This window comes from Mycobacterium sp. 1274756.6 (genome assembly GCF_001668625.1).
Lineage (GTDB): Bacteria > Actinomycetota > Actinomycetes > Mycobacteriales > Mycobacteriaceae > Mycobacterium.
This window is the reverse complement of record NZ_LZLJ01000050.1, coordinates 1-26,194: the sequence shown is the minus strand read 5'-3', so window position 1 is coordinate 26,194 and position 26,194 is coordinate 1. Positions and strand designations below refer to the sequence as shown.

25 protein-coding genes are annotated in these 26,194 nt (G+C 72.2%); 17 read left to right on the top strand and 8 right to left on the bottom strand.

The genetic code is table 11. From position 1 onward, the window contains the following. The first annotated feature begins 22 nt into the window (after positions 1-22). On the top strand, positions 23-1,309 hold the full coding sequence (locus A5643_RS06845; protein ID WP_066853302.1) for a PPE family protein: 1,287 nt from the start codon (positions 23-25) through the stop codon (positions 1,307-1,309). Between the two features lie 67 nt (positions 1,310-1,376). Beyond that, positions 1,377-2,075, top strand: a complete 699-nt coding sequence (locus tag A5643_RS06840) for an esterase (protein WP_066853301.1) — start codon at positions 1,377-1,379, stop codon at positions 2,073-2,075. A 7-nt stretch (positions 2,076-2,082) separates the two neighbouring features. Here A5643_RS06840 and A5643_RS06835 read toward each other — a convergent pair whose 3' ends face one another. Continuing rightward, positions 2,083-3,372, bottom strand: a complete 1,290-nt coding sequence (locus tag A5643_RS06835; RefSeq protein ID WP_066853298.1) for an outer membrane protein assembly factor BamB family protein — start codon at positions 3,370-3,372, stop codon at positions 2,083-2,085. A 50-nt stretch (positions 3,373-3,422) separates the two neighbouring features. Here A5643_RS06835 and A5643_RS06830 point away from each other — a divergent pair, with 50 nt between their 5' ends. Then, positions 3,423-4,160 (top strand): acyltransferase, encoded by a 738-nt coding sequence (locus A5643_RS06830; RefSeq protein WP_066853297.1) that lies wholly within the window; start codon positions 3,423-3,425, stop codon positions 4,158-4,160. 11 nt (positions 4,161-4,171) lie between these two features. On the opposite strand, the gene A5643_RS06825 is transcribed toward A5643_RS06830, so the two are convergent. Genes A5643_RS06825 through A5643_RS06815 form a run of 3 tightly spaced genes read right to left on the bottom strand, consistent with a single transcriptional unit; the run spans position 4,172 to position 7,793 of the window. After that, on the bottom strand, positions 4,172-5,416 hold the full coding sequence (locus tag A5643_RS06825; RefSeq protein ID WP_066853295.1) for a glycosyltransferase family 4 protein: 1,245 nt from the start codon (positions 5,414-5,416) through the stop codon (positions 4,172-4,174). Next, positions 5,413-6,963: a 1,4-alpha-glucan branching protein domain-containing protein gene (locus A5643_RS06820; protein WP_502686218.1), complete on the bottom strand. Its 1,551-nt coding sequence runs from the start codon at positions 6,961-6,963 to the stop codon at positions 5,413-5,415. Before A5643_RS06820 ends, A5643_RS06825 begins: the two co-directional genes overlap by 4 nt. Before the next feature lie 20 nt (positions 6,964-6,983). Continuing rightward, positions 6,984-7,793, bottom strand: coding sequence for a class I SAM-dependent methyltransferase (locus A5643_RS06815; RefSeq protein ID WP_066853291.1), 810 nt, complete (start codon positions 7,791-7,793; stop codon positions 6,984-6,986). A gap of 206 nt (positions 7,794-7,999) precedes the next feature. Here A5643_RS06815 and A5643_RS06810 point away from each other — a divergent pair, with 206 nt between their 5' ends. From A5643_RS06810 to A5643_RS06775, 8 genes are all read left to right on the top strand, one after another. Beyond that, positions 8,000-8,791, top strand: coding sequence for an electron transfer flavoprotein subunit beta/FixA family protein (locus A5643_RS06810; RefSeq protein ID WP_066853289.1), 792 nt, complete (start codon positions 8,000-8,002; stop codon positions 8,789-8,791). A gap of 32 nt (positions 8,792-8,823) precedes the next feature. Continuing rightward, positions 8,824-9,780 (top strand): electron transfer flavoprotein subunit alpha/FixB family protein, encoded by a 957-nt coding sequence (locus tag A5643_RS06805; protein ID WP_066853287.1) that lies wholly within the window; start codon positions 8,824-8,826, stop codon positions 9,778-9,780. A gap of 140 nt (positions 9,781-9,920) precedes the next feature. Further along, positions 9,921-11,099: a cysteine desulfurase family protein gene (locus A5643_RS06800; protein ID WP_066853285.1), complete on the top strand. Its 1,179-nt coding sequence runs from the start codon at positions 9,921-9,923 to the stop codon at positions 11,097-11,099. Next, the gene (gene mnmA, locus A5643_RS06795) at positions 11,096-12,169 is read left to right on the top strand and encodes a tRNA 2-thiouridine(34) synthase MnmA (RefSeq protein ID WP_066853283.1); all 1,074 of its coding nucleotides are present in this window, start codon (positions 11,096-11,098) and stop codon (positions 12,167-12,169) included. The genes A5643_RS06800 and mnmA overlap by 4 nt, the downstream gene beginning before the upstream one ends. 30 nt (positions 12,170-12,199) lie before the next feature. Continuing rightward, complete coding sequence (locus A5643_RS06790) at positions 12,200-13,225, top strand: TIGR03617 family F420-dependent LLM class oxidoreductase (protein ID WP_066853281.1); 1,026 nt, start codon at positions 12,200-12,202, stop codon at positions 13,223-13,225. A gap of 25 nt (positions 13,226-13,250) precedes the next feature. Next, complete coding sequence (locus A5643_RS06785) at positions 13,251-14,276, top strand: methionine synthase (RefSeq protein ID WP_066853409.1); 1,026 nt, start codon at positions 13,251-13,253, stop codon at positions 14,274-14,276. Continuing rightward, complete coding sequence (gene ligA, locus A5643_RS06780) at positions 14,273-16,357, top strand: NAD-dependent DNA ligase LigA (protein WP_066853280.1); 2,085 nt, start codon at positions 14,273-14,275, stop codon at positions 16,355-16,357. Before A5643_RS06785 ends, ligA begins: the two co-directional genes overlap by 4 nt. A 113-nt stretch (positions 16,358-16,470) precedes the next feature. Further along, positions 16,471-17,559 (top strand): DUF4878 domain-containing protein, encoded by a 1,089-nt coding sequence (locus A5643_RS06775; protein ID WP_066853278.1) that lies wholly within the window; start codon positions 16,471-16,473, stop codon positions 17,557-17,559. A gap of 35 nt (positions 17,560-17,594) precedes the next feature. Here A5643_RS06775 and A5643_RS06770 read toward each other — a convergent pair whose 3' ends face one another. Further along, positions 17,595-18,254: an ACT domain-containing protein gene (locus A5643_RS06770; RefSeq protein WP_066853276.1), complete on the bottom strand. Its 660-nt coding sequence runs from the start codon at positions 18,252-18,254 to the stop codon at positions 17,595-17,597. Positions 18,255-18,337: 83 nt separating this feature from the next. On the opposite strand from A5643_RS06770, the gene gatC reads away from it, so the two are divergent. The 4 genes from gatC (at position 18,338) to A5643_RS06750 (ending at position 22,006) form a co-directional block, all read left to right on the top strand. Then, positions 18,338-18,637, top strand: a complete 300-nt coding sequence (gene gatC, locus A5643_RS06765; protein WP_066853407.1) for an Asp-tRNA(Asn)/Glu-tRNA(Gln) amidotransferase subunit GatC — start codon at positions 18,338-18,340, stop codon at positions 18,635-18,637. Next, the gene (gene gatA, locus A5643_RS06760) at positions 18,634-20,127 is read left to right on the top strand and encodes an Asp-tRNA(Asn)/Glu-tRNA(Gln) amidotransferase subunit GatA (RefSeq protein WP_066853274.1); all 1,494 of its coding nucleotides are present in this window, start codon (positions 18,634-18,636) and stop codon (positions 20,125-20,127) included. Before gatC ends, gatA begins: the two co-directional genes overlap by 4 nt. 96 nt (positions 20,128-20,223) lie before the next feature. Further along, the gene (locus A5643_RS06755) at positions 20,224-20,694 is read left to right on the top strand and encodes a DIP1984 family protein (protein ID WP_066853272.1); all 471 of its coding nucleotides are present in this window, start codon (positions 20,224-20,226) and stop codon (positions 20,692-20,694) included. A gap of 280 nt (positions 20,695-20,974) precedes the next feature. Continuing rightward, positions 20,975-22,006 (top strand): ATP-dependent 6-phosphofructokinase, encoded by a 1,032-nt coding sequence (locus tag A5643_RS06750; protein WP_066853405.1) that lies wholly within the window; start codon positions 20,975-20,977, stop codon positions 22,004-22,006. Positions 22,007-22,010: 4 nt separating this feature from the next. Here the strand turns inward: A5643_RS06750 and A5643_RS06745 are convergent, their stop codons facing one another. Next, a complete protein-coding gene (locus A5643_RS06745) occupies positions 22,011-22,397 on the bottom strand; it encodes a DUF2237 family protein (protein ID WP_066853270.1) in 387 nt (128 codons plus the stop codon). 97 nt (positions 22,398-22,494) lie between these two features. Between A5643_RS06745 and tenA the strand changes: the two genes are divergently transcribed. Next, the gene (tenA, locus tag A5643_RS06740) at positions 22,495-23,163 is read left to right on the top strand and encodes a thiaminase II (protein WP_066853268.1); all 669 of its coding nucleotides are present in this window, start codon (positions 22,495-22,497) and stop codon (positions 23,161-23,163) included. Between the two features lie 2 nt (positions 23,164-23,165). Here the strand turns inward: tenA and A5643_RS06735 are convergent, their stop codons facing one another. Further along, complete coding sequence (locus tag A5643_RS06735; protein ID WP_066853261.1) at positions 23,166-23,810, bottom strand: hypothetical protein; 645 nt, start codon at positions 23,808-23,810, stop codon at positions 23,166-23,168. A 67-nt stretch (positions 23,811-23,877) separates the two neighbouring features. Between A5643_RS06735 and gatB the strand changes: the two genes are divergently transcribed. After that, positions 23,878-25,380, top strand: coding sequence for an Asp-tRNA(Asn)/Glu-tRNA(Gln) amidotransferase subunit GatB (gene gatB / locus A5643_RS06730; protein ID WP_066853257.1), 1,503 nt, complete (start codon positions 23,878-23,880; stop codon positions 25,378-25,380). 5 nt (positions 25,381-25,385) lie between these two features. Here gatB and A5643_RS06725 read toward each other — a convergent pair. Beyond that, positions 25,386-26,194, bottom strand: an 809-nt coding sequence (locus A5643_RS06725; RefSeq protein ID WP_156628596.1) for an HNH endonuclease signature motif containing protein, incomplete at its 5' end; no start/stop codon positions are given.

Below are 26,194 nucleotides of genomic sequence, written 5' to 3'. Positions count from 1 at the left end.
CCGCCGAAGCTGGGATACCGCAATGGATTTCGGAATGATGCCGCCGGAGGTCATCTCCGCGCTGATCTATGCCGGTCCTGGGCCGGAGTCGATGGTGGCCGCATCGGTGGCCTGGCAGCAACTCGCCGCCGAACTGCGCGCCACCGCGGGCGGCTACACCGCCGCCATCACCACGCTGACCGGCGAGGGCTGGCAAGGCCCGTCGTCGGCGGCGATGGCCGCCGCCGCCCAGCCCGTCATCGCCTGGCTCACCACCACCGCGGCCCACGCCGAGCACACCGCGGGCCAGGCGCAGGCGGCGGCCACCGCGTTCGAGACCGTGTTCGCCGCGGTCGTGCCGCCACCGCTGATCGCCGCCAACCGCGCCCGGCTGGCCACGTTGCAGGCGAGCAACGTCCTCGGCCAGAACACCGCGGCGATCGCGGCCACCGAAACCGAGTACGCCGCCATGTGGGCGCAGGACGCGGCCGCGATGTCCGGCTATGCCGCGGAATCGGTTGCGGCCAGCAGGCTGACCCCGTTCATCCCGCCGAAGCCGGCCGCCAACCCGGCCGGTCCGGCCCAGCCGGCGGCGCAGGCGGCCGCCGCCGGAGCCCGCTCGGCGCTGCCGCAGGCGATGAACCTGGCACAGAGTTCGCCGCTCGCCGCCCCCAACCCGCTGCAGTCGCTGTCCACGATCGCCGCCGACGTGGAGCTGATCCCCAAGGCCATCCTGCCGTTCAACGACGCGGCGATCTCGGTGCTCATGGGGCTGGGCCTGGGCACCCGGGCGGTGCAGAAGGGGCGCCCGCCGGCCACCGCCGGGCCGCGGGTGCCGGTGGTCGTCAGCGCCACCCGGCCCGTCGAGTGGCCGACGGTCTCGGCGCAGCTGGGCCGCGCCCCCGTGGTGGGCAGGCTGGCGGTGCCGCCGAGTTGGACGGTGGCCACCCCGGAGATCCGGCTGGCGGCCGGCGCCCTGCAGGACAGCGGCGCCGCGACGACGGGCGTCCCGGCCGGGGTGCTCGGGCAGGTGGCCGGGGCCGGCGCGGTCGGCAGCGCGCTCGGCGGCATGACCGAACGCGCCGTCGGCGGCACCGTCGCGCGGGTCGGACGGCTCGGCGGCAGCGGCAAAGACACCCCGGAGAAGCTCAAGAAGGTGCTCGCCGAACTGTCGGCCAAACCGGAATCGGTACAGCACTGGCACACCGATCAGGCCGATCTGGAGAGCCTGCTGGCGCGGCTGGCCAAACAACCCGGCATCCACGCCGTGCACCTTTCGTCCGGAGACACCGCCAAACTCGTCCCACCGGAATCCTCGCCCGGCACCTAACGGCAGCGCGGGCCGGTAAGCTCAACTGCTCCAGCACCATTGGTCCACCACCGACACGAGGCATCCGATGACGCGCAGACCCACCGTGGCCGCCCTGCTGGCCGCCGCAACGGCGGCGGCCCTCTACGGCAGCCCGACCGCCGCCGCCGAGCCGGGCTGCGCGGACCTCGGCGGCACGGTCGACGGGGCCGCGTTCTGCCAGATTCACGTGACCGACCCGGATTACACGCTCAACCTGGAGTTCCCCACCGATTACCCCGACCAGCAGACGCTGACCGACTACGTGGTGCAGAACCGCGACGGCTTCCTCAGCGTGGCGCAGATGCCGGCCGCCCGCGGCGTGCCCTACGAGATGGACGGTACCGCCGAGCGGTACCAGTCCGGGCAGCCGCCGCAGGGCACCAGCAGCGTGGTGCTCAAGGTCTTCCAAACGCTGGGCGGGCCGCACCCCTCGACGTGGTACAAGGCGTTCAACTACGACCGGCGCCGCCAGCAGCCGATCACCTTCGACACGCTGTTCGCCCCCGGCACCAAGGCCCTCGAGGTGATCGCCCCGCTGGTGCAACGCGACTTGGAAGGGCAGCTGGGCTGGCGCGCCACCATGCTGCCCGGCACCGGCAGCGACCCGACGCACTACCAGAACTTCGCGATCACCGACGACGAGCTGATCTTCTTCTTCGCCCCCGGCGAGCTGCTGCCCTTGGCGGCGGGGGAGACCAGCGCGCGGGTGCCCCGCGACGCGATCCCGCCGCTGGCGGTCGGCTGAGCCCGGATCAGGCCGGGGCGAAGCTGTAGACCTGGCCGCGGCTGGTGGCGGTCACCACCCGGCCGTCGGCGCCCACCGACACCCCCAGCGGGAACCCGGCCGCCTCCGGCAGCGGATAGCTGTTGAGGGTGTGGCCGTCCGCGGGATCGAACACCAGCAACGACAGCCCGGACGGGCCCACCGAGGTGCCGTCGACGACGGTGTAGCCCGCCGCCGCGCCGGCCAGACTCGACGTGGACAGCGGGGTGACATCGGCGCGGCGCCACAGCTGTTCGGCCTTGTCGCCGCGGTCGGCGAAGGCGACCAGCTCGGTCTGCGGGCCGCCGCCGGCGACGATCGTGCCGTCCGGGGTGACCGTCGGCGGGGTCTGGGCCAGAAAGCCCAGCGGCACCGACCATTTCGGCGTCCCGTCCGCACTGTGCAGCGCCCACAGCCGTTGATCGCGGCCGTTGACGTAGACCGTCTCACCGTCGGCGGAGAACACCGGGCTGGCCAGCACCCCGGCGCCGACCGCGTCGCTCGTCCACGCCCGGCTGAGCAGCGGACTGCCGCCGGGGGTGTAGCGCAGACCCACCAGCACGGCGGCGTCGGAGTGCGGCTCCCACAGGCCCAGCACCACGGTGTTCTGCGCCGCCGAGTACGCCGGCGCGGCCGCCACCGGGCACTCCGGGCCGGCCGTCGCGCAGTCGGCCAGACCACGCCGCGAATCGGTCGGGTCGACGCCGTCGACCAGGTCCAGCGCGCTGCCCACGACGGTGCCGCGATGCGCGTCGAACACCAGCACCTGGCCCAGATGGGTGACCACCAGCAGCCGGCCCGGGTCCAGCAGCCGCGGGGTGGCCGGCATCCCGATCACCGGCTGGCGCCACCGGATCCACTGGGTGATCGGGAACGCCATGATCTGGCCGGGCTCGCCGACGTAGAGGTTGTCGAAGGCGTCGAACAGCGCCCCGGCGAAGCCGCCGCCCTGCACCAGCCGGGTGCACCAGCGCTGCCTGCCGGTGTTGTCGTTCTCCCACTCCATCAGCGAGCAGCCGTCCTCGGTCTGGGCGTTGACCGCCAGATAGCCCGACTCGCTGAGGGCCACCCCGGCGCCCAGAGCGCCCTTGACCGAGCGGGTCCAGTCCAGGGTCAGCGCGGCGGCGCCCGCGGTCGCGGTGTAGCTGGAGTTGGCGGCGTCGGCCAGCGGCGCGGGCCAGCCCGGGGCGGCGACCGGCTCGACCCAGGAGTCGGTGGTGGAGCAGCCGGCCAGCGTGATCACCAGCACGGCGGCCGTCGAAAGGCACCGGCGAAGCATCAGGTGAGAGTATCTCGTGGCCCGAAACGGCTCGCGTAGGCTTTGCGGTCATGACGACCATGTGGGGCGCGCCGATCCACAAACGCTGGCGAGGTTCCCGGCTGCGCGACCCCCGGCAGGCGAAGTTCCTGACCCGGGCGTCGCTGAAATGGGTGTTGGCCAACCGCGCCTACACCCCCTGGTACCTCGTGCGGTACTGGCGGCTGCTCAAATTCAAACTGCAGAACCCGCACATCATCACCCGCGGCATGGTGTTCCTCGGCAAGAACGTGGAGATCCAGGCCACCCCGGAACTCGCCCAGCTCGAGCTGGGCCGCTGGGTGCACATCGGGGACAAGAACACCATCCGCGCCCATGAGGGCTCGCTGCGCTTCGGCGACAAGGTGGTGCTGGGTCGCGACAACGTCATCAACGCCTACCTCGACGTGGAGTTGGGTGATTCGGTGCTGATGGCCGACTGGTGCTACATCGTGGACTTCGACCACAAGATGGACGACATCAACCTGCCGATCAAGGATCAGGGCATCGTCAAAAGCCCGGTGCGCATCGGCCCGGACACCTGGGTGGCGGCCAAGGTCACCGTGCAGCGCGGCTCCACGATCGGGCGCGGCTGCGTGCTCGGCTCGCACGCCGTCGTGCGCGGCAACATCCCCGACTATTCGATCGCGGTCGGCGCGCCGGCCCGGGTGGTCAAGAACCGCAAGCAGGCCTGGGAGGCCACCGCGGCCGAACGCGCCGAGCTGGAGGCCGCGCTGGCCGACATCGAGCGCAAGAAAGCCGCCCGCTAGCGCGGATCGGCTCAGCGGTCGGGCAGCGCGTGCTCGACGATCGGGCGGCGCGGCTGCGGTTGGCGCACACCGCGTTTGGCCGACAGGTACACCCCGGCGGTCTCCTCGGCGACGGTCTGCCAGGCGAAGTCGGCGGTGAGCCGGTCCCGCGCCGCGCGGGCGCGGGACTGCGCGGCCGCCGGGTCGTCGAGCACCGCGCAGACCGCCGCGGCCAGCGCCGCGGGATCCCTGGGCGGACAAGACAGTCCGGTCAGCCCGTCGACCACCAGCTCGCCGAGCCCACCGACGTCGGCGGTCACCAGCGGGGTGCCCGCCGCGGCGGCCTCCAGGGCGGCCAGCCCGAACGGCTCGTAGTGGCTGGGCAGCACCGCCGCGTCGGCGCGGTGCAGCAGCGCCAGCAGTTCGTCGTGGTCGAGGCGCCCGACGAACCGGGTCGCCTTGAGCACCCGGTGCTTGCGGGCTCGCTCGACCAGCCAGTCCTGCTGGGTGCCGTCGCCGGCCACGGTCAAGGTGGTGCCGGGGTGGCCGCGGCGGATGCGCGGCAGCGCCGCGATCGCCTCCTGGATGCCCTTCTCGTACTCCAGCCGGCCCACATACAGCAGCTCCGGCGGCCCGTCGTGGCGGCGGCGCGCGGCGAACGGCCAGCGGTCGGCGTCGATGCCGTTGCGGATCACGGTGGTCTCGGCCAGGCCGGGGCCGAACAGTTCGGTGATCTCCTCACGCATCGACGCCGAACAGGTGATCAGGCAGTCGGATTCGTGGGCGAGCCACGACTCGACCGCGTGCACCTGGCGGCTGATCGGCCCGGACACCCAGCCCGAGTGCCGGCCCGCCTCGGTGGCGTGCAGCGTGGAAACCAGGGGGACGTCGTGGAATTCGGCCAGTGCGATCGCCGGGTGGGCGACCAGCCAGTCGTGGGCGTGCACGACGTCGGGGCGCCACAGTTCGTCGCCGCCCGGCGTTTTGATGGTCAGCCCGGCGCGCACCATGGCGTGGCCCATCGCCAACGTCCAGGCCATCATGTCGTCGCCGAAGGAGAACTCGTGTGGGTCGTGTGCGGCGGCCACCACCCGCACCCCCTCGTGGACCTCGTCGGAGGACGGGTGGGTGCTCGGGTCGGTGTCGGCGGGCCGGCGCGCCAGCACCACCACCTCGTGGCCGGCCTCGACCAGCGCCACCGCCAGGTGGTGGACGTGCCGGCCCAGGCCGCCCACCACCACCGGTGGGTACTCCCAGGACACCATCAAGATCTTCATGGCCGCGGCAGCCTCCGGGCGTCCAGGGCGCCGAACAGGTTGTCGGCGCGGTTCCAGCCGTCGGCGATCCGGCGGGCGGTCGTACGGCGGCCCGACGCCAGCGCGTCGGCGATCTCGCGGGTGGCGTGGGCGTGCAGGTGCGCGCGGTAGCGGGCGTAGTCGGCCGCGGAATCCTTGCTCACCATGAACGGCCAGTCGCTGGAGACCGTCAGCAGCGCCTCCCGCAGGATCTGGTCGGCGACCGGGTCGCGCACCGTCGGTGCGCCCGGCGCTGCGCCGCGGATGGCCAGCGCCTTGTCCACCGAGGTCAACGCGGTGTCCACGACCTCCTCGTTGAGCCGCACCAGGTCGGCGACCTGCTCGCCGGACCACACCTGCCAGTCCTTGCCCGAACCCCACGAACTCGGCGGCAATTCGACCGGGGCGCCCACGAATCCGGCGGCGGCGGCGTCGGCGAGGGTGCCGACCCGCACCCCGGCCTCGGGCAGCGCCCGCAGCACCCGCTCCAGCCAGACCGGTCCCTCGTACCACCAGTGCCCGAACAGTTCGGTGTCGAACGCGGCGACCACATGCGCGGGCCGCCCGATCCGCTCGGATTCGCTGTGCAACCGGCGGCGCACCACCTCGACGAAGTCGGCGACGTGGGCGTCGACGGCCGCGTCCGCGCGCGCCGGGTCATACGGCGCCTTCTGCTCCGGGGGCACCGCCCGGCCGGTGACCCGGGCCGGTTTCAGCCCGGTGCGGTGGTCATAGGTGTGGAAGTCGCGGTAGGCGGCGTGCCCGGGGTAGCCGGACTTCGGCGACCACACCCGGTAACTGACCGTCAGGTCGCGGCCGAACGCCAGCACGCCGCTGTCGGTGACCGGCCGGGCCAGCGCGGTGTCGCCGTGAAGCGAGGGCCCGTCGACCATGAAATGGCTCACCCCGGCGGCGGCGTAGCCGTGTTCCATCCCGGGTGCGTAGGCGCATTCCGGCGCCCAGATGCCGGTCGGGGCGTGGGCGATGCGGTGGCGGATGTCGGCCAGCCCCTCGCGCAACGCGAAGTCGCGCAACCGCGGTGCCAGCAGCGGCTGGAACGGGTGCGCCAGCGGGCCGCCGAGCAACTCCACGGTCTCGGCGTCGACCAGCTCGCGCAGCAGCGGGCTGCCGCCGTGGCGCCACCGGGTCGCGAAGTCCGCCAACGCCTCCTCCGCGGCGGCGACCTCCCGGATGCCGAACTCGCGCAACGCCTCCGGCGCGGAGGCCGGGGCCGGGCCGGTCGCATCACCGGGGCGCAGGCTGGCCGCCTCGGCGGCGCGCAGCCGCCAGTTGCCCAGCCAGTGGTGCATGCCGTCGAGGCAGTACGGGTCGTCGAGCTGGGCGGCGACCACCGGGGTGATGCCCAGGGTCAGCAGGTGGGCGCGGTCCTCGGCGGCCAGCGTGCGCAACACCCGCAGCAGCGGCAGGTAGGCCGAGGACCAGGACTGGTAGAGCCACTCCTCGCCGACCGGCCACCGGCCGTGGTGGGCCAGCCACGGCAGGTGGGTGTGCAACACCAGTGTGAACATTCCGGGGGCAGACGAATTGTTCACGGCCGCACCGCGATCGCGATCAGGTCCAGGCTGTCGTCGATGGGGTGCGCCGGGTCGGTCCCGGCTTGCACCAGGTCGAAGTCGGCGGTGGTCACCGCGGCCACGTCGGCGGCCAGCTCGGCCGGCCACGGCGCGTCGGCCACCGCGCGGGCGATCTGCGCGTCGATGATCGACCCGCCGTGGCGGGCGTCGAGCTCACGCAGCCGCGGGCCGTGGAACAGCCCGTTCATCGACTCCAGCGCGAAACCGCCGTCGGTGAGCAGCTCGGCGAGCTCCGCGGCGTTGAGTTCGCGGGTGTGGAACGGGTTGATCGGGGTGTCGCGGCCGGGGGAGAAGGTGATCCGGTTGGGCGTGGAGATCATCAGCAGCCCGCCCGGGCGCAGCACCCGCGCGCATTCGGCGATGAAGCCCGGCTGGTCCCACAGGTGCTCGATGACCTGGAAGTTGACCACCACGTCCACCGCGCCGTCCGGCAGCGGCAGCGCGGCGAGGTTGCCCGCCAGCATCTCCACCCGCGGGTAGCGGGCCCGCACGTGGGCGACCGTGCTCTCGTCGTAGTCGACCCCGACGACCCGCCGCGCGACCGCGGCGATCATGTCGGCGCCGTAGCCCTCGCCGCAGCCGGCTTCCAGCACGTCGCGGCCCGCGCAGCGCGGCGCGAGCCGCTGGTAGGCCACCTCGTGGCGACGGAACCAGTAGTTCTCCTCGGCGAGGCCGGGGATGGTTCGTTCCCCGGTCAGCACCAACCCGGGGTCGGCGTCCGGTGGGGGCGGGGCGTCGCGGCCCTCGGTGGCGGATGCGCTCATTGCACAGGCAGGCTATCGGGCAAGCTCGCCGGGTGCGAATGGGTCACCCCGACGCGCAGCGAGAACCCGTCACGGCACCCGTTATGGTAGACGGGCGAAACGGGCTAAGTTACCCATGAGTAACCTGATGTGTTGTTCCGCATTATCGTGAGCCAAGTCCGGTGGCCGCCGCTGCAGGACGCGTTCGAGGAGGACAGACCAGACTTATGACGAACATCGTGGTCCTGATCAAACAGGTCCCTGACACGTGGTCGGAGCGCAAGCTCACCGAGGGTGACTTCACCCTCGACCGGGAGGCCGCCGACGCGGTGCTCGACGAGATCAACGAGCGCGCCGTCGAGGAAGCCCTGCTCATCCGGGAGAAGGAGGGCGCCGAGGGCACCGTGACCGTGCTGACCGCCGGCCCCGAGCGCGCCACCGAGGCGATCCGCAAGGCGCTGTCGATGGGCGCCGACAAGGCGGTGCACGTCAAGGACGACGGCATGAAGGGCTCCGACGCCATCCAGACCGCCTGGGCGCTGGCCAAGGCGCTGGGCACCATCGAGGGCACCGAGCTGGTCATCGCCGGCAACGAGTCCACCGACGGCGTCGCCGGCGCGGTGCCGGCCATCATCGCCGAGTACCTGGGCCTGCCGCAGGTCACCCAGGTGCGCAAGCTCACCATCGAGGGCGACAAGCTCACCGCCGAGCGGGAGACCGACGAGGGCGTGTTCGCCCTGGAGGCCAGCCTGCCGGCCGTGGTCAGCGTCAACGAGAAGATCAACGAGCCGCGGTTCCCGTCCTTCAAGGGCATCATGGCCGCCAAGAAGAAGGAAGTCACCGTGCTCTCGCTGGCCGAGATCGGTGTGGAGGGCGACGAGGTCGGGCTCGCCAACGCCGGCTCCACGGTGACGGCGTCGACGCCCAAGCCGCCCAAGACCGCCGGTGAGAAGGTCACCGACGAGGGCGACGGCGGCACCAAGATCGCCGAGTACCTGGTTGCCCAGAAGATCATCTAGAGACGTCCAGACTGGTTTAGGGAAGAGACAACATGGCTGAAGTACTGGTGCTCGCCGAGCACACCGACGGTGCCCTGAAGAAGGTCACCTCCGAACTGCTCACCGCCGCCCGCGCGCTCGGTGAGCCCTCCGCCGTCGTCATCGGCGCCCCCGGCACCGCCGAGCCGCTGATCGACGGGCTGAAGGCCGCCGGCGCGGCCAAGATCTACGTCGCCGAGTCCGACGTGGTCGACCAATACCTGATCACCCCGTACGTCAACGTGCTGGCCGAGCTGGTCGAGTCGGCCTCCCCGGCGGGCGTGCTGCTGGCCGCCAGCATCGACGGCCGCGAGATCGCCGGCCGGCTGGCCGCCCGGCTCGGGTCGGGGCTGCTGGTCGACGTGGTCGAGGTGCAGGAGGGCGCCAAGGTGGTGCACTCCATCTTCGGTGGTGCCTTCACCGTCGAGGCCCAGGCCAACGGCGACACCCCGATCATCACCGTGCGCCCCGGCTCGGTCGAGGCCGAGCCCGCCGACGGCGCCGGCGAGCAGGTCACCGTCGAGGTGCCCGGCGCCGAGGAGAACGACACCAAGGTCACCTCGCGGGACCCGGTGGAGGCCGGCGACCGTCCGGAGCTGACCGAGGCCGGCATCGTCGTGGCCGGCGGCCGCGGCGTGGGCAGCGCCGACAACTTCAGCGTCGTCGAGGAGCTCGCCGACTCGCTGGGGGCCGCGGTGGGCGCCTCGCGTGCCGCGGTGGACTCGGGCTACTACCCGGGCCAGTTCCAGATCGGCCAGACCGGTAAGACCGTGTCGCCGCAGCTGTACATCGCGCTGGGCATCTCCGGGGCGATCCAGCACCGGGCCGGCATGCAGACCTCCAAGACCATCGTGGTGGTCAACAAGGACGAGGAGGCGCCGATCTTCGAGATTGCCGACTACGGCATCGTCGGCGACCTGTTCAACGTCGCCCCGCAGCTGACCGAGGCGATCAAGTCCCGCAAGGGCTGACCGCTTCCGGCACGAGCAGACGAAAGGCCCCCGGCACACCGTGGCGGGGGCCTTTCGCTCGCCCGGGCCGCGTCGCGCTGCCGGACCGCTCGGTGCCGGGCGCGCCGCTCCCGGGCGTCCGCCGGTAGTCTGAGCGGGTCATGGTGTACCTGGATCACGCCGCCACCACCCCGATGTACCCGCAGGCCATCGAGGCGATGACCGCCATGCTGGCCACGGTCGGCAACGCCGCCTCGCTGCACACGACCGGGCGCGCGGCGCGGCGGGTGATGGAGGAGTCCCGCGAGAGTGTCGCGGCGGCCCTGGGGGCGCGCCCCTCGGAGGTGGTCTTCACCGCGGGCGGCACCGAGAGCGACAACCTGGCGGTCAAGGGCATCTACTGGGCTCGGCGCGCCGCCGACCCGCGCCGCCGCCGCATCGTCACCACCGCGGTGGAACACCACGCGGTGCTCGACGCGGTCACCTGGCTGGCCGACCACCAGGGGGCCGAGGTGACCTTGTTGCCCACCGCCGCGGACGGCTCGGTCAGCCCGGCGGCGCTGCGCGAGGCGCTGCAGGGCACCGACGACGTCGCGCTGGTGTCGATCATGTGGGCCAACAACGAAGTCGGCACCGTGCTGCCGGTCGAGGAGCTCGCCGGCGTCGCCGCGGAGTTCGAGGTGCCCTTCCACAGTGACGCCGTGCAGGCGATCGGGCAGTTGCCGGTCGATTTCGGGGCGACCGCGCTGTCGGCGATGAGCATCACCGCGCACAAGTTCGGCGGCCCGCCCGGGGTGGGGGCGCTGCTGCTGCGCCGCGACGTGGCGTGCGTGCCGTTGCTGCACGGCGGCGGGCAGGAACGCGACGTGCGCTCCGGCACCCCGAACGTCGCAGGCGCCGCGGGGATGGCCGCCGCGGTGGACATCGCCGTGAACGCCATGGGCGACAACGCGGCCCGGTTGAGCCGGCTGCGCGACCGGCTCATCGACGGTGTTCTCGCCGCCATCCCCGACACCGTCCTCAACGGCGCCCGCGAACCCCGGCTGCCGGGCAACGCCCACTTCACTTTCCGTGGTTGCGAAGGCGATTCGCTGCTGATGCTGCTGGACGCCAACGGCATCGAGTGCTCCACCGGTTCGGCGTGCACCGCCGGGGTGGCCCGCGCCTCCCACGTGCTCACCGCGATGGGCGTGGACCCGGCCGGGGCGCGTGGATCGCTGCGACTGTCGTTGGGCCACACCAGCGTCGAGGAGGACGTGGACACCGCGCTGCGGGTGCTGCCCGCCGCCGTGGAGCGGGCGCGGCAGGCCGCGCTGGCCAGCGCGGGGGTGATCCGATGAAGGTGCTCGCCGCGATGAGCGGCGGGGTGGACTCCTCGGTCGCCGCCGCCCGCATGGTCGACGCCGGCCACGACGTGACCGGGGTGCACCTGGCGCTGTCGAGCGCCCCGGGCACCCTGCGCAGCGGCTCGCGGGGCTGCTGCTCGAAGGAGGACGCCGACGACGCCCGCCGCGTCGCCGACGTGCTCGGGATCCCGTTCTACGTCTGGGATTTCGCCGAGCGATTCAAAGAGACCGTCATCGACGACTTCGTGGAGTCCTACGCCCGCGGCGAAACCCCCAACCCGTGCGTGCGCTGCAACGAGCAGATCAAGTTCTCCGCGGTGGCCGCCCGCGCGGTGGCGCTGGGTTTCGACGCCGTCGCCACCGGCCACTACGCCCGGCTGGCCGACGGGCGGCTGCGCCGCGCCGTCGACGCCGACAAGGACCAGTCCTACGTGTTGGCCGTGCTCACCGCTGAGCAACTGCGCCACGCCGCGTTCCCGGTGGGCGACACCGCCAAACCCGAGATCCGCGCCGAAGCCGAACGCCGCGGCCTGGCGGTCGCCGACAAGCCGGACAGCCACGACATCTGCTTCATCCCTTCCGGGGACACCCAGGCCTTCCTGGGCGCCAGCATCGGTGTGCGGCGCGGCAGCGTCGTCGACGCCGAGGGCACCGTGCTGGCGCACCACGACGGCGTGCACGGGTTCACCATCGGGCAGCGCAAGGGACTGGGCATCGCCGGCCCGGGCCCCGACGGCAAGCCGCGCTACGTGACCGCCATCGACGCGGCCACCGGCACCGTCACCGTCGGCTCGGTGGCGGATCTCGACGTCTGGGCGCTCACCGGCGCCGACCCGGTCTACACCGGCGGCGCGGTCTTCCCCGGCCCGGTGCAGTGCGAGGTGCAGGTGCGCGCCCACGGCGAAACCGTGCCCGCGGTCGCGCGGCCGGCGGCGGGTCGCCTCGAGGTGAAACTGGGCGCCCCGCTGCGCGGGGTGGCGCGCGGCCAGACCCTGGTCTGCTACCTCCCCGACCCGGCCGGCGACGAGGTGATCGCCAGCGCCACCATCGCCGACACCGAGTGAGCCGCGCCCCGGCTGGCTACGGTGAGGGGCATGCACGTCGAGGCGATGGTGATCCCGGGTCCGCTGGCCCGCACCGCCGAACTGGCCCGCCGCGCCCAGGCCGCCGGATTCGCCGGGCTGCTGTTCACCGAGGGCGGGCGCACCGCCTACCTCGGGGCCGCCGTCGCCTCCCAGGCCGCGCCCGGCCTGGCGCTGTCCACCGGGGTGGCGGTCGCGTTCCCGCGCAGCCCGTTCGTGACCGCGGCGACCGCCTGGGAGTTGCAGCAGGCCACCGGCGGCAACTTCCGGCTCGGCCTGGGCACCCAGGTGCGCAGGCACGTGGAGCGCCGCTACGGGGTGGAGTTCGACCCGCCCGGCCCGCGGCTGCGCGACTATCTGCGGGCGGTGAAGGCCTGCTTCGCGGCGTTTCGCACCGGGGAGCTGGACTACGCGGGGGAGTTCTATGAGCTGGACTTCATCACCCCGCAGTGGAGCCCCGGGCCCATCGACGTGGCCGACCCCAAAATCGATGCGGCGGCGGTCAATCCGTGGATGCTGCGGATGGCGGGCGAAGTCGCCGACGGGGTGCACGTGCACCCGCTGGGCGAGCCGGGCTACCTGCGCCGACACGTGCTGCCCAACGTCGCCGCCGGTGCGGCCGCGGCGGGCCGCGACCCCGCCGAGATCGCCCTGACCGTGCCGGCGCTGACCATCGTCGGCGACGACGACGCCGAACGCCACGTCGAACGGGAGCTGGTGCGGGCCAGCCTCAGCTTCTACGGCAGCACCCCCAACTACGCCTTCATCTGGGACGAGGCCGGATTCGAGGGCACCACCGCCCGCATCCGGGAGAATCAGAAGGCCGCCGACATCGCCGGGATGGCCGCCCAGGTGACCGACGAGCACCTGGCGGTGTTCGCCACCGAATCGACCTGGGACGGCCTGGCCGAGGCCCTCACCGCGAAGTACGGCGGCCTCACCGATCGGCTCGTGCTCTACAACGCGCTGCCCCTGCACCACGGCGGCGACCGGGAGCGTTTCGAACGCTACGGTGAGATCGCCCGCCGCCTGCGCTGAGCCGCCGCGCCGCTACGGTGAGCCGGTGAGTGTCTTCGCCACCGCCACCGGGATCGGCTCCTGGCCGGCCATGCCGCCGCGGCAGGCCGCGGCGGTCATCGTCGGGGAGCTGCCCGGGCTGCCGCACCTGGTCGAACTGCCGTCCCGCGGGGTGGGGGCGGACCTGATCGGGCGGGCCGGGGCGCTGCTGGTCGACATCGCGATCGACACCACCCCCCGCGGCTACCGGGTGGCCACCCGCCCCGGCGCGGTGACCCGGCGCGCGGCCAGCCTGCTCGCCGAGGACCTCGACGCTCTGGAAGAGGCGTGGGAGACCGCCGGGCTGGCCGGGCAGGGCAGGCCGGTCAAAGTGCAGGTGCCCGGCCCGATCACCCTGGCCACCGAACTGGAGCTGGGCAACGGGCACCGCGCCGTCACCGACCCCGGCGCGCTGCGCGACCTGGCGGCGTCCCTGGCCGAGGGGATCCGTTCCCACACCGCGGAGCTGGCCCGGCGCCTCAACACCCCGGTGGTGGTGCAGCTCGACGAGCCGGCGCTGCCCGCGGCGCTGGCCGGACACCTGACCGGGGTGACCGCACTGACCCCGGTGCCGGCGGTGGAGCAGGCCGTCGCGGTGGAACTGCTCGACGCCTGCGCCGCGCCCGCCGATACGGTGCTGCACTGCTGCGCCCCACAGCTACCGTGGAAGTTACTGCGGCGCAGCGCGATAGCGGCAGTAGCGGTCGACGTCAGCCGGCTCGCGCGCGGTGACGAGGACGGCGTCGGGGAGTTCCTCGACGCCGGGCGCAGCGTGCTGCTCGGCGCGGTGCCCGCGCTGGAGCCGGCGCGCCGGCCGAGCGTCGAGCAGGTCGCCGGGGCGGCCGCGGCGCTCATCGACCGGATCGGGCTGCCGCGCGCGGTGCTCGCCGAACGGGTCGGCATCACCCCGGCCTGCGGGCTCGCCGGAGCGAGTATGGGCTGGGCGCGTCGGGCGATCGAGCTGGCCCGGCTCGCCGCGGCCGCGCTGGCCGACGACCCCGAGACGGTGTTCGGCGATAGCCTGCAGTCGTGAGCTCCCCCGAGGATGACCCGGTCGCCCCCGACGTGCGGCGACAGTGGCGCGAACTCGCCGACGAGGTGCGCGAGCACCAGTTCCGCTACTACGTGCGCGACGCCCCGATCATCTCCGACGCCGAATTCGACCGGCTGTTCAACGCCCTGCTCGCGATGGAGGAGCAGCACCCCGAGCTGCGCACCCCCGACTCGCCGACCCAGCTGGTCGGCGGCGCCGGGTTCGCCACCGAGTTCAGCCCGGCCAAACACCTCGAGCGGATGCTCTCCCTCGACGACGTGTTCGACCCCGACGAACTGATGGCCTGGGCGGCGCGGGTGCGCACCGAGATCGGTGGCGACACCGCCTACCTGTGCGAACTCAAGATCGACGGTGCCGCGCTGGCCCTGGTGTACCGCGACGGCAAGCTGGTCAGCGCGGCCACCCGCGGCGACGGGGTGACCGGCGAGGACGTCACGCTCAACGCCCGCACCATCGACGACATCCCGGTCGAGCTCACCGCCAGCGACGAGTACCCGGTGCCCGCGGTGCTCGAAGTGCGCGGCGAGGTGTATTTCCGGCTCGCCGACTTCGAGACGCTCAACGCCGGACTGGTCGCCGAGGGCAAATCGCCGTTCGCCAACCCGCGCAACAGCGCCGCCGGCTCGCTGCGGCAGAAGAACCCGGCGGTGACGGCGCGCCGGCCGCTGCGGATGATCTGCCACGGGCTGGGCCACACCGAGGGATTCGACCCGGCCACGTTGCACGAGGCCTACACCGCGCTGAAGGCCTGGGGTCTGCCGGTCTCCGACCACACCGCCCGGGTCGAGGGCATCGATGCGGTGGCCGAGCGGATCACCTACTGGGGCGAGCACCGCCACGACGTCGAGCACGAGATCGACGGCCTGGTGGTCAAGATCGACGACCGGGCGCTGCAGCGCCGCCTCGGCGCCACCTCCCGCGCCCCGCGGTGGGCGGTGGCCTACAAGTACCCGCCGGAGGAGGCCACCACCACGCTGCTCGACATCCGGGTCAGCGTCGGGCGCACCGGCCGGGTCACCCCGTTCGCCTACATGACCCCGGTGACCGTCGCCGGCTCCACCGTCAGCCTCGCCACCTTGCACAACGCCGCCGAGGTGGGCCGCAAGGGCGTGCTGATCGGCGACACCGTGGTGATCCGCAAGGCCGGTGACGTCATCCCGGAGGTGCTCGGGCCGGTCGTCGACGTGCGCGACGGCACCGAGCGGGCGTTCGTCATGCCCACCCACTGCCCGGAGTGCGGCACCGAACTGGCCCCGGCCAAGGAGGGCGACGTCGACATCCGCTGCCCCAACGCGCGGTCCTGCCCGGCGCAGCTGCGCGAACGGGTGTTCCACGTCGCCGGGCGCGGCGCCTTCGACATCGAAGCCCTGGGCTATGAGGCGGCCACCGAACTGCTGGCCGCCGGGGTGATCGGTGACGAGGGGGATCTGTTCACCCTCACCGAGGACGACCTGCTGCGCACCGCGCTGTTCACCACCCGCAAGGGGACGGTGTCGGCCAACGGCAAGCGGCTGCTGGCCAACCTGGCCAACGCCAAGGACAAGCCGCTGTGGCGGGTGCTGGTGGCGCTGTCGATCCGGCACGTCGGCCCGACCGCGGCCCGCGCGCTGGCCACCGAGTTCCTCAGCATGACGGCGATCATGGCGGCCAGCACCGAGGAACTGGCCGACGTGGACGGGGTGGGGCCGACCATCGCCGCGGCCATCACCGACTGGTTCGCGGAGGACTGGCACCGCGAGATCGTCGAGAAGTGGCGGGCGGCGGGGGTGCGGATGGCCGACGAGCGCGACGCCAGCATCGCCCGCACCTGCGAGGGGCTGACCATCGTGGTCACCGGGTCGCTGGACCGGTTCTCCCGCGATGCGGCCAAGGAGGCGATCATCGCCCGCGGCGGCAAGGCCGCCGGCTCGGTGTCGAAGAAGACCTCCTTCGTGGTCGCCGGGGCGGCGCCGGGCTCCAAATACGACAAGGCCGTCGAGCTCGGGGTGCCGGTGCTCGACGAGGACGGCTTCGTCGCGCTGCTGGAAAACGGGCCGGCCGGGGCCGAATCCGGCGGGTGAAAACACCGCGCTGGGGGTGGCTGCGCCGTGGTTAAACTGAGCGCGACCCGCCCGGCTCGGCGGGTGGCAGCAACCGAGGCGGGGGTCAGGCGCTCCGCGGTGAGAGGAGCCCCATGTCGTTCGGACCCGGCGACTACCCCGGGAGCAACCCGGGTGCCCCGCAGTTCCCGCCGCCGGGCTACCAGCCGCCACCGGGCTACCAGCCCGGCTACCTGCCGCCCGGCCCCGCGCCGTGGCAGGGCGGACCGCCGCCGGCGCCCAACCGCAAACCGCTGATCATCGGCCTGGTGATCACCGGCGTCGTCGTGCTGGTGGCGGCGGTGATCGCGGTGGTGACGCTGGGCGGTGGCGGCGGCAAGGACGGCACCCCCGGTGAGGCGGTGACCGCCTACCTGGAGGCGCTCAGCCGCGGCGACGCCGAGGCCGCGCTGTCCTACGGCCGAGACCAGCCCGGCTCGACCGATCTGCTCACCGACGAGATCCTCAAGAAACAGATCGAGAAGATGCCGATCAGCGACATCCAGATCCTGTCCGACGACGGCGCCAACTTCATCAGCATGGCCAGCGTGCACGTGCGGGTGAAGTTCGGCGACAAGACCTCCGACGAGACGATCCAGCTGGAGCGGTCCGGCAAGGAGTGGAAGCTCAAGCAGGCCGCGATCAAGGTGGAGCCGCCCACCCGCACCCGCAACACCCCGATGGAGACACTGACCCTGTTCGGCAAGCCCGTGGACTCGGCCGTCTACGTCTTCCCGGGTTGGCTGGACCTGGCCAGCACCAACAAGAACCTGAAGGTCACCTCGGAACCGTTGCTGCTCAACGGATTCAGCTACGCCTCGTTCACCTCGATGAACGTCGAGTTCGAGCTCAGCGAGCAGGGCAGGCAGGGCGTGATGACCGCGATCAAGGCCGCGATCACCGAGTGCAACAAATCACGCGCGCTGTCCCCGCCGGACTGCCCGCAGCGGGTGAGTCGCAGCGAGGCCATGGAGAACACCGTCGAGTGGGGCATGCCCGACCTGAGCCCGCTGACCCTGAACAGATTCAGCCAGTTCGACATGACGGTGCGCTTCGACGGCACGCTGGACTGGCCGCTGAAGGCCAAGAAACGCGGCGGCGGCGATGTCACCGGCACGGTCTCGACGACGATCTACGGCAAGGCCGACGTGTCGACCAGCCCGCCGACCGCCACACTGCGCTGACCGCTGGTGGCGGCCACCGCTCAGCGCGACAACGCTCAGCGCAGCAGCGTGGCCACGATCCCGGCCAGATAGCCCAGCCGCGCCACCTCCGAGGCCCGGAACTCCGGGCCGCCGGGGCGGCCCAGCACGATCGCGGTGCGCGGGTCGCCCAGCGGGGCGGCAGCCAGCGCGGTGTGCAGCTCCCGCCAGAGCGTCGGCACCCAATCCGCCTCGATATCCAGCGTGGTGGGCCGGTCCAGCGGCAGCCAGGGCGCCACCCGCACCCGGGTCTCCGGCGCGCTGCCGCTGCCGGCGACCCGGCTGACCTCGTCGTCGGAGCCGTGCACCACCGCACACCAGCCCGCCCGCAGCACCCGCGGCGCGCCGTCGACGAGCACCTTCAGCTTGGCGGCCCGCCCGCCCGCGGCGGCGATGTGGTCGATGAGCTCGAGCTCGCGATGCGCGTCCAACATGCCGGTGTGCGGCCGCACGCTGTCCACCCGTACCCCGGGCAGCGCCTCGGCGGCGCTGATCAGCCGGTCGGGCATGCCCCCGGCGGGCAGCTCCACCACCAGGTCGTCCACCGCGCTGCCGGCGGTGCGTTCCAGTACGTCCAGCGAGAGGATGTCGACGCCGACCGCGCCGAGCGCGACCGCCAGCGACCCCAGCGACCCGGGCCGGTCGGGCAGCTGCACCCGCATCAGATACGTCGACACACCGTCAACTGTGGCACAGTGCGGCCGCCAGAGCGCCGGGCCGTCTCCGGCCCGACGCACCCACGCGACTAGGCTTGGCGGCCGTGTCGAAGATCTCCCGTGACGAGGTGGCCCACCTGGCCAAACTGGCCCGGCTGGCGTTGACCGACGCCGAGCTGGACGGGTTCGCCGGCCAGCTGGACGCCATCCTGGCCCACGTCAGCACCATTCAGTCCGTCGACGTCGACGGTGTCGCCCCCACCGGCAACCCGCTGCCCGACGTCAACGTCACCCGCCCGGACCGGGTGCGGATGGGGCTGACCCAGCACCAGGCGCTGGCCGGCGCGCCGGCGACCGCCGAGGGCCGGTTCGCGGTGCCGCAGATCCTCGGAGAAGAGCAATGACCGACGAGCTGGTCCGTTCCGACGCCGCCACCCTGGCCGCGGGCATCGCCGCCGGTGAGCTGTCGTCGGTCGAGATCACCCAGGCCTGCCTGGACCAGATCCACGCCACCGACGAGCGCTACGGCGCGTTCCTGCACGTCGCCGCCGACGCGGCGCTGGCCGCCGCGGCCGCCGTGGACGCCGCGATCGCCGCGGGCGAGCAACTGGCGTCCCCGCTGGCCGGCGTCCCGCTGGCGCTCAAGGACGTGTTCACCACCGTGGACATGCCCACCACCTGCGCCTCGAAGATCCTGGAGGGCTGGCACGCCCCCTACGACGCCACCGTGACCATGCGGCTGCGTGCGGCGGGCATCCCGATCCTGGGCAAGACCAACATGGACGAGTTCGCGATGGGCTCCTCCACCGAGAACTCCGCCTTCCAGGTGACCCGCAACCCGTGGGACACCGACCGGGTGCCCGGCGGCTCCGGCGGCGGCAGCGCCGCCGCGCTGGCCGCGTTCCAGGCGCCGCTGGCGATCGGCACCGACACCGGCGGCTCGATCCGCCAGCCGGCCGCCCTCACCGCCACCGTCGGGGTCAAACCCACCTACGGCACGGTGTCGCGCTACGGGCTGGTGGCCTGCGCCTCCTCCCTGGACCAGGGCGGGCCGTGCGCGCGCACCGTGCGCGACGCCGCCCTGCTGCACGAGGTCATCGCCGGGCACGACGCCCGCGACTCCACCTCGGTGACCGCCGAGATCCCCGACCTGGTGGCCGCCGCCCAGGTCGGCGCCACCGGGGACCTACGCGGCGTGCGCGTCGGGGTGGTGCGCCAACTGCGTAGCGGGGAGGGCTACCAGCCCGGGGTGCTGGCGTCGTTCGACGCGGCGGTGGAGCAGCTCAGCGAACTCGGCGCGCAGGTCAGCGAGGTCGACTGCCCCAACCTCGAGCACGCCCTGGCCGCCTACTACCTGATCATGCCTTCGGAGGTCTCCAGCAACCTGGCGCGCTTCGACGCGATGCGCTTCGGGCTGCGGGTCGGCGACGACGGCACCCGCAGCGCCGAAGAGGTGATGGCGCTGACCCGCGCCGCCGGTTTCGGCCCGGAAGTCAAGCGGCGCATCATGATCGGCACCTACGCGTTGTCGGCGGGCTACTACGACGCCTACTACAACCAGGCGCAGAAAGTGCGCACCCTGGTCGCCCGCGACCTCGACGCCGCCTACCAGAACGTCGACGTGTTGGTGTCGCCGACGACGCCGAGCACCGCGTTCAAGCTCGGCGAGAAGATCGACGATCCGCTGGCGATGTACTTCTTCGACCTGTGCACGCTGCCGATGAACCTCGCCGGCCACTGCGCGATCTCGGTGCCCGCCGGGCTGTCCGCCGACGACAACCTGCCGGTCGGCCTGCAGATCATGGCGCCGCCGCTGGCCGACGATCGGCTCTATCAGGTGGGCGCGGCCTACGAGGCCGCGCGCGGGGAGTTGCCGGTCGCCCCGACCCTGTAAAAAAGTGTTCCGCGGCTCCGCGGCCCGGTGCAATGATGGCCGCGGAACAAGATTGGGCGCCGCAGGCCCATCCGGCAGGGCAGGAAGGACACCACGGTGAAGTTGGCCGAAGCGCTCTCGGCGCGGGCGAACGCGGTGCGCCGCGTCGAACAGTTGCGCACCCGCATCGTCAACAACGCCCGCTACCAGGAGGGTGAGGAACCGGCCGAGGACGCGGCGAGCCTGCTCGCCGAGGCCGAGGTGGCGCTCGAGAACTACCAGACCATGCTGCGCCGGATCAACCGCACCAACGCGGCCACCTCGCTCGGGGACGACGGCACCGTGACCGACGCCCTGGCCCGCCGCGACGCGCTGCGGCTGCGCTACCAGCTGCTCACCAACGCCGCCGACGCCGCCGCGGGCAGCAACCAGGGCGGGTACACGCGTCAGCTGCGCTCGGAGCTGAAGATGCTCTCGGCGCTGCCGGTGGCCGAGCTGCGGTCGCGTGCCGACGAGGTCGCCAAGGCGCTGCGCGAACTCGACGTCCGGATCCAGCGAGCCAACTGGGAGGTCGATCTGCTCGATTGATCCTCGAAGGTTCGAGGTGTGGCAGGTAGTTGTCGCGGGGGCGTGCGCAAGCCCCGACCGGCGGGCCAAGTCCGGTCTCTGTGGCGCACGAAGGGCAGTGCAGAGGGTTCGATTCCCTCCTCACACCTCAGCCCCGCAACGCGCACCGGTGACAGCGCAACGCGCACGGCACATCACCACGCGCAGACCCGCGACGACGAGGGCGGGCACGGGGCACACACCTTCCCCGCGGATCGACGTCGGCACCCGCGCGCGGCACCGACCCGGCAAGATGGGGGACATGCGAATCGGAATCCTCACCGGCGGTGGTGACTGCCCGGGCCTCAATGCCGTCATCCGAGCGATCGTGCGGACCTGCGACGCGCGCTACAACTCCAGCGTGGTCGGGTTCCAGGACGGCTGGCGCGGACTGCTGGAGAACCGGCGCATCCAGCTCTACAACGACGACCGCAACGACCGGCTGCTGACCAAGGGCGGCACCGTGCTGGGCACCGCGCGGGTGCACCCGGACAAGCTGCGGGCCGGCCTGAGCCAGATCAAACAGACCCTCGACGACAACGGCATCGACGTGCTGATCCCGATCGGCGGGGAGGGCACGCTGACCGCCGCGCACTGGCTCTCCGAGGAGAACGTGCCGGTGGTCGGGGTGCCGAAAACCATCGACAACGACATCGACTGCACCGACGTCACATTCGGTCACGACACCGCCCTGACCGTGGCCACCGACGCCATCGACCGGCTGCACTCCACCGCCGAATCCCACCAGCGGGTGATGCTGGTGGAGGTGATGGGCCGCCACGCCGGCTGGATCGCGCTGAACTCCGGTCTGGCGGCCGGCGCGCACGCCATCTTGATCCCCGAGCAGCCGTTCGATATCGACGAGGTGTGCCGGCTGGTCAAAAAGCGGTTCCAGCACGGGTCGTCGCACTTCATCTGCGTGGTCGCCGAGGGCGCCAAACCCGCCGCCGGCTCGATGGAGCTGCGCGCCGGGGGCACCGACGAGTTCGGCCACGAGAAGTTCACCGGGGTGGCCGCCCAGCTGGCCGTCGAACTCGAGCAGCGGGTCAAAAAGGACGTCCGGGTGACCGTGCTGGGCCACGTGCAGCGCGGCGGCACCCCGACCCCGTTCGACCGGGTGTTGGCGACCCGGTTCGGGGTCAACGCCGCCGACGCCGCCCATGCCGGCGAGTACGGGATGATGGTGTCGTTGCGCGGCCAGGACATCGGCCGGGTGGCGCTGGCCGACGCGGTGCGTCAGCTCAAGCTGGTGCCGCAGAGCCGCTACGACGACGCCGCCGCGTTCTTCGGCTGACGGTCTACAGGTCGCCGGGGTCGTCGGGCACGTCGACGGCGTAGCGGCGCAACACCTCCAGCGGCACCACGTCGAGGGTGCGCTCGTGGGTGGCGGCCAGCACCACCGGCGCCGCCCGGCCGTCGCGATGCGCCCGCAGCCAGTTGCGGGCGGTCACACACCAGCGGTCACCGGGGGCCAGGCCGGGAAACCGGTACTGCGGTACCGGTGTGGTCAGGTTGTTGCCGATCGAGCGCTGGTGGTCGAGGAACTCCGCGCTGACCACCGCGCAGATCGTGTGCAGCCCGGCATCCTCGGGACCGCTCGAACAGCAGCCGTCACGGTAGAAGCCGGTGAGCGGGTCGGTGCCGCAGGGTTGCAACGGACCGCCCAACACATTGCGCTCGGTCATCAGACCTCCCGAAGTCTCGGCTCCCGATTCTAGCGAGCAGCGAATACCGTTCGCTGTCAAACGGTCTCGCGGCGACGGTTCGGATACGGTGGAACCCATGGCTTCCCGTACCCGTGACCTGCTCTGGGCCGACGCCGCGGAGATCTACCGCGGTATCTGCGCCCATCCGTTCATCAGTGGGCTGACCGACGGCTCGTTGGAGCGGGAGCGGTTCCGCCACTACATCGTGCAGGACGCGCACTACCTGCGCGGCTACGCCAAGGCGTTGGCGGTGTGCGCGGCCAAGGCGCCCGACGAGGCCGAGCTGATGATGTTCGCCGAACACGCCGGCCAGGCGGTGGCCGCCGAGCGGGAGATGCACGCCGAACTGCTCGACGGCCTGGGCCTGGACGCCGAGCGGGCCGCCGCGCTGCCGATCGCACCGACCACCCAGGCCTACGTCAGTTACCTGTTGGCGGTCACCTACTCCGGCTCCTACGCCGAAGCGGTGGCCGCGGTGCTGCCGTGCTACTGGATCTACGCGCGGGTGGGGGAGCACCTGCAGGCCGGCGGCTCCACCGATGCGCTGTACCGGCGCTGGATCGACGCCTATGCCGAGGCGGAGTTCCAGGCCGTCGTCGAGGCCGCACTGACCGTCACCGACCGGATCGGGGCGCGGGCCGCCGAGGACGAACTGGCCGCGATGCGCAGGCATTTCCACACCACCGCCCGCTACGAGTGGATGTTCTGGGACGGCGCCTACCGGATGGAGCAGTGGCCGGTGTGACCTCAGCCCGGGTCACCGGCGAACCAGGCCGTAGCCACGGTGCGGGTCTGCGGCGGCGCCGGGTCGGCGGCCGGGCCGACGGGACCGACCTGCACCGTCCAAGCCCGGTCGGAGCGGTCCACCGCGGGCGGGGCGTCCGGGTCGATGCCGCGCAACACGGTGTCCTCACCCGAGCAGCCGTAGGCGGCCTCGTAGCCGTCGGTGCGCACGCCCCACGCCCCGCCGTGCCGCAGGAAGCACAGCGTGCCGTCGTCGAGACGCAACGCCAACGGCTCGGGGGTGGCGAGGGGATGCACCTCCGGCAACTCCCCGGTGTAGGTGACCCGACGCAGCTGCCGCTCGGTCGGGTCGTACAGACACAGCATCGACTCCGGTGGGGACGACCAGCACTGGTAGGCACCGGCGGCGTAGGGGAAGCAGAGGTAGATGTCGTCGGCGACAGCCGACGGCGACGGGTTGGTGCAGTCGTCGACCAGCCCGCCCTCCGCCGCCACCCGGTAGCCGTCGACCGGCTGGCCGTCCCGGTCCACCGGCACGACGTGGACCACCTCGGTGCCCGGCTCGCCGGTCGGGGTGTGGCAGCCGGTGACGGCCGGGCCGAACAGGGCGGCGAGCGCCGCGGCAGCAATCGTTCCCACGCGTAACACGGGGCGAGCCTACCGACGGCGCGCCGGGGGGCGAGGAGCGAATCGCGGGGCCGAATAGACTCGGGCCATGACCGCCGCCACCACCGAACTGCTCGACTACGACGACGTCATCGCGCGTTTCGATCCCGTGCTGGGTCTGGAGGTCCACGTGGAGCTGTCCACGGCCACCAAGATGTTCTGCGGGTGCGCCACCACCTTCGGCTCCGAGCCCAACACCCAGGTCTGCCCGGTGTGCCTGGGGCTGCCGGGATCGTTGCCGGTGCTCAACGACGCGGCGGTGGAGTCGGCGATCCGGATCGGGTTGGCGCTGAACTGCGAGATCGTGCCGTGGTGCCGGTTCGCCCGGAAGAACTACTTCTACCCGGACATGCCCAAGAACTACCAGATCTCCCAGTACGACGAGCCGATCGCGATCAACGGCTACCTGGACGTGCCGCTGGAGGACGGCTCGACCTGGCGGGTGGAGATCGAACGCGCCCACATGGAAGAGGACACCGGCAAGCTCACCCACCTGGGCAGTGTGACCGGCCGCATCGAGGGCGCCACCGCCTCGCTGATCGACTACAACCGCTCCGGGGTGCCGCTGATCGAGATCGTCACCCGGCCGATCGTCGGGGCGGGGGAGCGGGCCCCGCAGATCGCACGCGCCTACGTCACCGCGCTGCGGGACCTGCTGCGCGCATTGGGGGTCTCCGACGTGCGGATGGACCAGGGGTCGATGCGCTGCGACGCCAACGTGTCGCTCAAGCCCAAGGGCGTCGAGGAGTTCGGCACCCGCACCGAGACCAAGAACGTCAACTCGCTCAAGAGCGTCGAGGTGGCGGTCGGCTACGAGATGCGCCGGCAGGGCGCGGTGCTGACCGCCGGCGGGCAGGTGACCCAGGAGACCCGGCACTTCCACGAGGCCGGCTACACCAGCCCGGGGCGCGCCAAGGAGACCGCCGAGGACTACCGGTATTTCCCCGAACCCGACCTGGAGCCGGTGGCGCCCGGCCCGGAGTTGGTGGCGGAGCTGCGCGCCACCATCCCCGAGCTGCCCTGGCTAGCGCGCAAGCGCATCCAGGAGCAGTGGGGCATCTCCGATGAGGTGATGCGCGACCTGGTCAACAACGGGGCCGTCGAACTGGTGGCCGCCACCGTCGACCACGGCTCCCCCAGCGAGGCCGCGCGGGCCTGGTGGGGCAACTTCCTGGTGCAGAAGGCCAACGAGGCCGGCGTCGAACTCGACGCCCTGGCCATCACCCCCAAACAGGTGGCCGAGGTGGTGGCGCTGGTCGAGGCGGGCAAGCTGTCCAACAAGCTGGCGCGGCAGGTGGTCGAAGGGGTGCTCGCCGGCGAGGGCGAGCCCGAGCAGGTGATGGCCGACCGCGGACTCGAGGTGGTCCGCGACGACTCGGTGATCCAGGCGGCCATCGACGAGGCGCTGGCCGCCCAGCCCGACGTCGTGGAGAAGATCCGCGGCGGCAAGGTGCAGGCCGCCGGCGCGATCGTCGGCGCCGTGATGAAGGCCACCAAGGGACAGGCCGACGCCGCGCGGGTCCGCGAACTGGTGCTGGCCGCCTGCAGCTGACCTGGTCACCCGGTGTCGTCGTCGGGATCGCCGTCCAGCAGTTTCTCCGGGTGATGGAAGGTGTTGGTGCGCGGGCTGCCGCGCTGCAGGTGCCGCGGGGGAATCCACTCGACCTCGCCGCGGCTGTTGACCCTGGTCCGCCAGCCGCCCGGTGTCAGCAGTGCGTGGTGCGGCAGGCAGGCGAAAGTCAGGTTGTCCATGGCGGTTTCGGGGCTGGTCGCGTACTCGCGCACATGGTGCACCTCGCAGAAGTAGCCCGGCACGTCGCAGCCCGGGTGTGAACACCCACGATCCTTGGCGTACAAGACGATTCGCTGACCCGGCGAGGCCAGTCGCTTGGTGTGGTAGAGCGCCACCGCCTTGCCCTTGTCGAAGATCGCCAGATAATGGTGGGCGTGGCGGGCCAGCCGGATCACGTCGCTCATCGGCAGCAGGGTGCCCCCGCCGGTCAAGCCGTGCCCGGTGGTCGACTCCAGCTCGGCCAGGGTGGTGGTGATGACGATCGTGGCCGGCAGCCCGTTGTGCGCACCGAGCTCGCCGGAGGCCAGTAACGCCCGCAGGCCGGCCAGCAGGCCGTCGTGGTTGCGTTGCGCGGCGCTGCGCCGATCGGCGTCGACGGCCTCGGCGCTGGGGGTGCCGTCGACGGTCGGGGTGCTCTGCTCGGAGTTGCACATCCCGGGTGCGGCCAGTTTGGCCCAGGCGGCCTCCAGGGTGGCGCGCAGTTCCGGGCTGACGTAGCCGCGCAGTTCGCTCATCCCGTCGGCCTGCTGCCGGCCGAGTACCAGACCGCGGCGGCGGGCGCGGTCGTCGTCGT

Coding starts and splice junctions, on each gene's coding strand:
- A5643_RS06815 (WP_066853291.1), bottom strand. CDS start 7,793: ATGAGCGCATCCGCCACCGAGGGCCGCGACGCCCCGCCCCCACCGGAC.
- A5643_RS06830 (WP_066853297.1), top strand. CDS start 3,423: ATGACGACCATGTGGGGCGCGCCGATCCACAAACGCTGGCGAGGTTCC.
- A5643_RS06800 (WP_066853285.1), top strand. CDS start 9,921: ATGGTGTACCTGGATCACGCCGCCACCACCCCGATGTACCCGCAGGCC.
- A5643_RS06825 (WP_066853295.1), bottom strand. CDS start 5,416: ATGAAGATCTTGATGGTGTCCTGGGAGTACCCACCGGTGGTGGTGGGC.
- A5643_RS06840 (WP_066853301.1), top strand. CDS start 1,377: ATGACGCGCAGACCCACCGTGGCCGCCCTGCTGGCCGCCGCAACGGCG.
- A5643_RS06820 (WP_502686218.1), bottom strand. CDS start 6,963: ATGTTCACACTGGTGTTGCACACCCACCTGCCGTGGCTGGCCCACCAC.
- A5643_RS06805 (WP_066853287.1), top strand. CDS start 8,824: ATGGCTGAAGTACTGGTGCTCGCCGAGCACACCGACGGTGCCCTGAAG.
- gatA (WP_066853274.1), top strand. CDS start 18,634: ATGACCGACGAGCTGGTCCGTTCCGACGCCGCCACCCTGGCCGCGGGC.
- A5643_RS06835 (WP_066853298.1), bottom strand. CDS start 3,372: ATGCTTCGCCGGTGCCTTTCGACGGCCGCCGTGCTGGTGATCACGCTG.
- gatB (WP_066853257.1), top strand. CDS start 23,878: ATGACCGCCGCCACCACCGAACTGCTCGACTACGACGACGTCATCGCG.
- A5643_RS06745 (WP_066853270.1), bottom strand. CDS start 22,397: ATGACCGAGCGCAATGTGTTGGGCGGTCCGTTGCAACCCTGCGGCACC.
- A5643_RS06790 (WP_066853281.1), top strand. CDS start 12,200: ATGCACGTCGAGGCGATGGTGATCCCGGGTCCGCTGGCCCGCACCGCC.
- A5643_RS06845 (WP_066853302.1), top strand. CDS start 23: ATGGATTTCGGAATGATGCCGCCGGAGGTCATCTCCGCGCTGATCTAT.
- A5643_RS06775 (WP_066853278.1), top strand. CDS start 16,471: ATGTCGTTCGGACCCGGCGACTACCCCGGGAGCAACCCGGGTGCCCCG.
- mnmA (WP_066853283.1), top strand. CDS start 11,096: ATGAAGGTGCTCGCCGCGATGAGCGGCGGGGTGGACTCCTCGGTCGCC.
- tenA (WP_066853268.1), top strand. CDS start 22,495: ATGGCTTCCCGTACCCGTGACCTGCTCTGGGCCGACGCCGCGGAGATC.
- A5643_RS06750 (WP_066853405.1), top strand. CDS start 20,975: ATGCGAATCGGAATCCTCACCGGCGGTGGTGACTGCCCGGGCCTCAAT.
- A5643_RS06810 (WP_066853289.1), top strand. CDS start 8,000: ATGACGAACATCGTGGTCCTGATCAAACAGGTCCCTGACACGTGGTCG.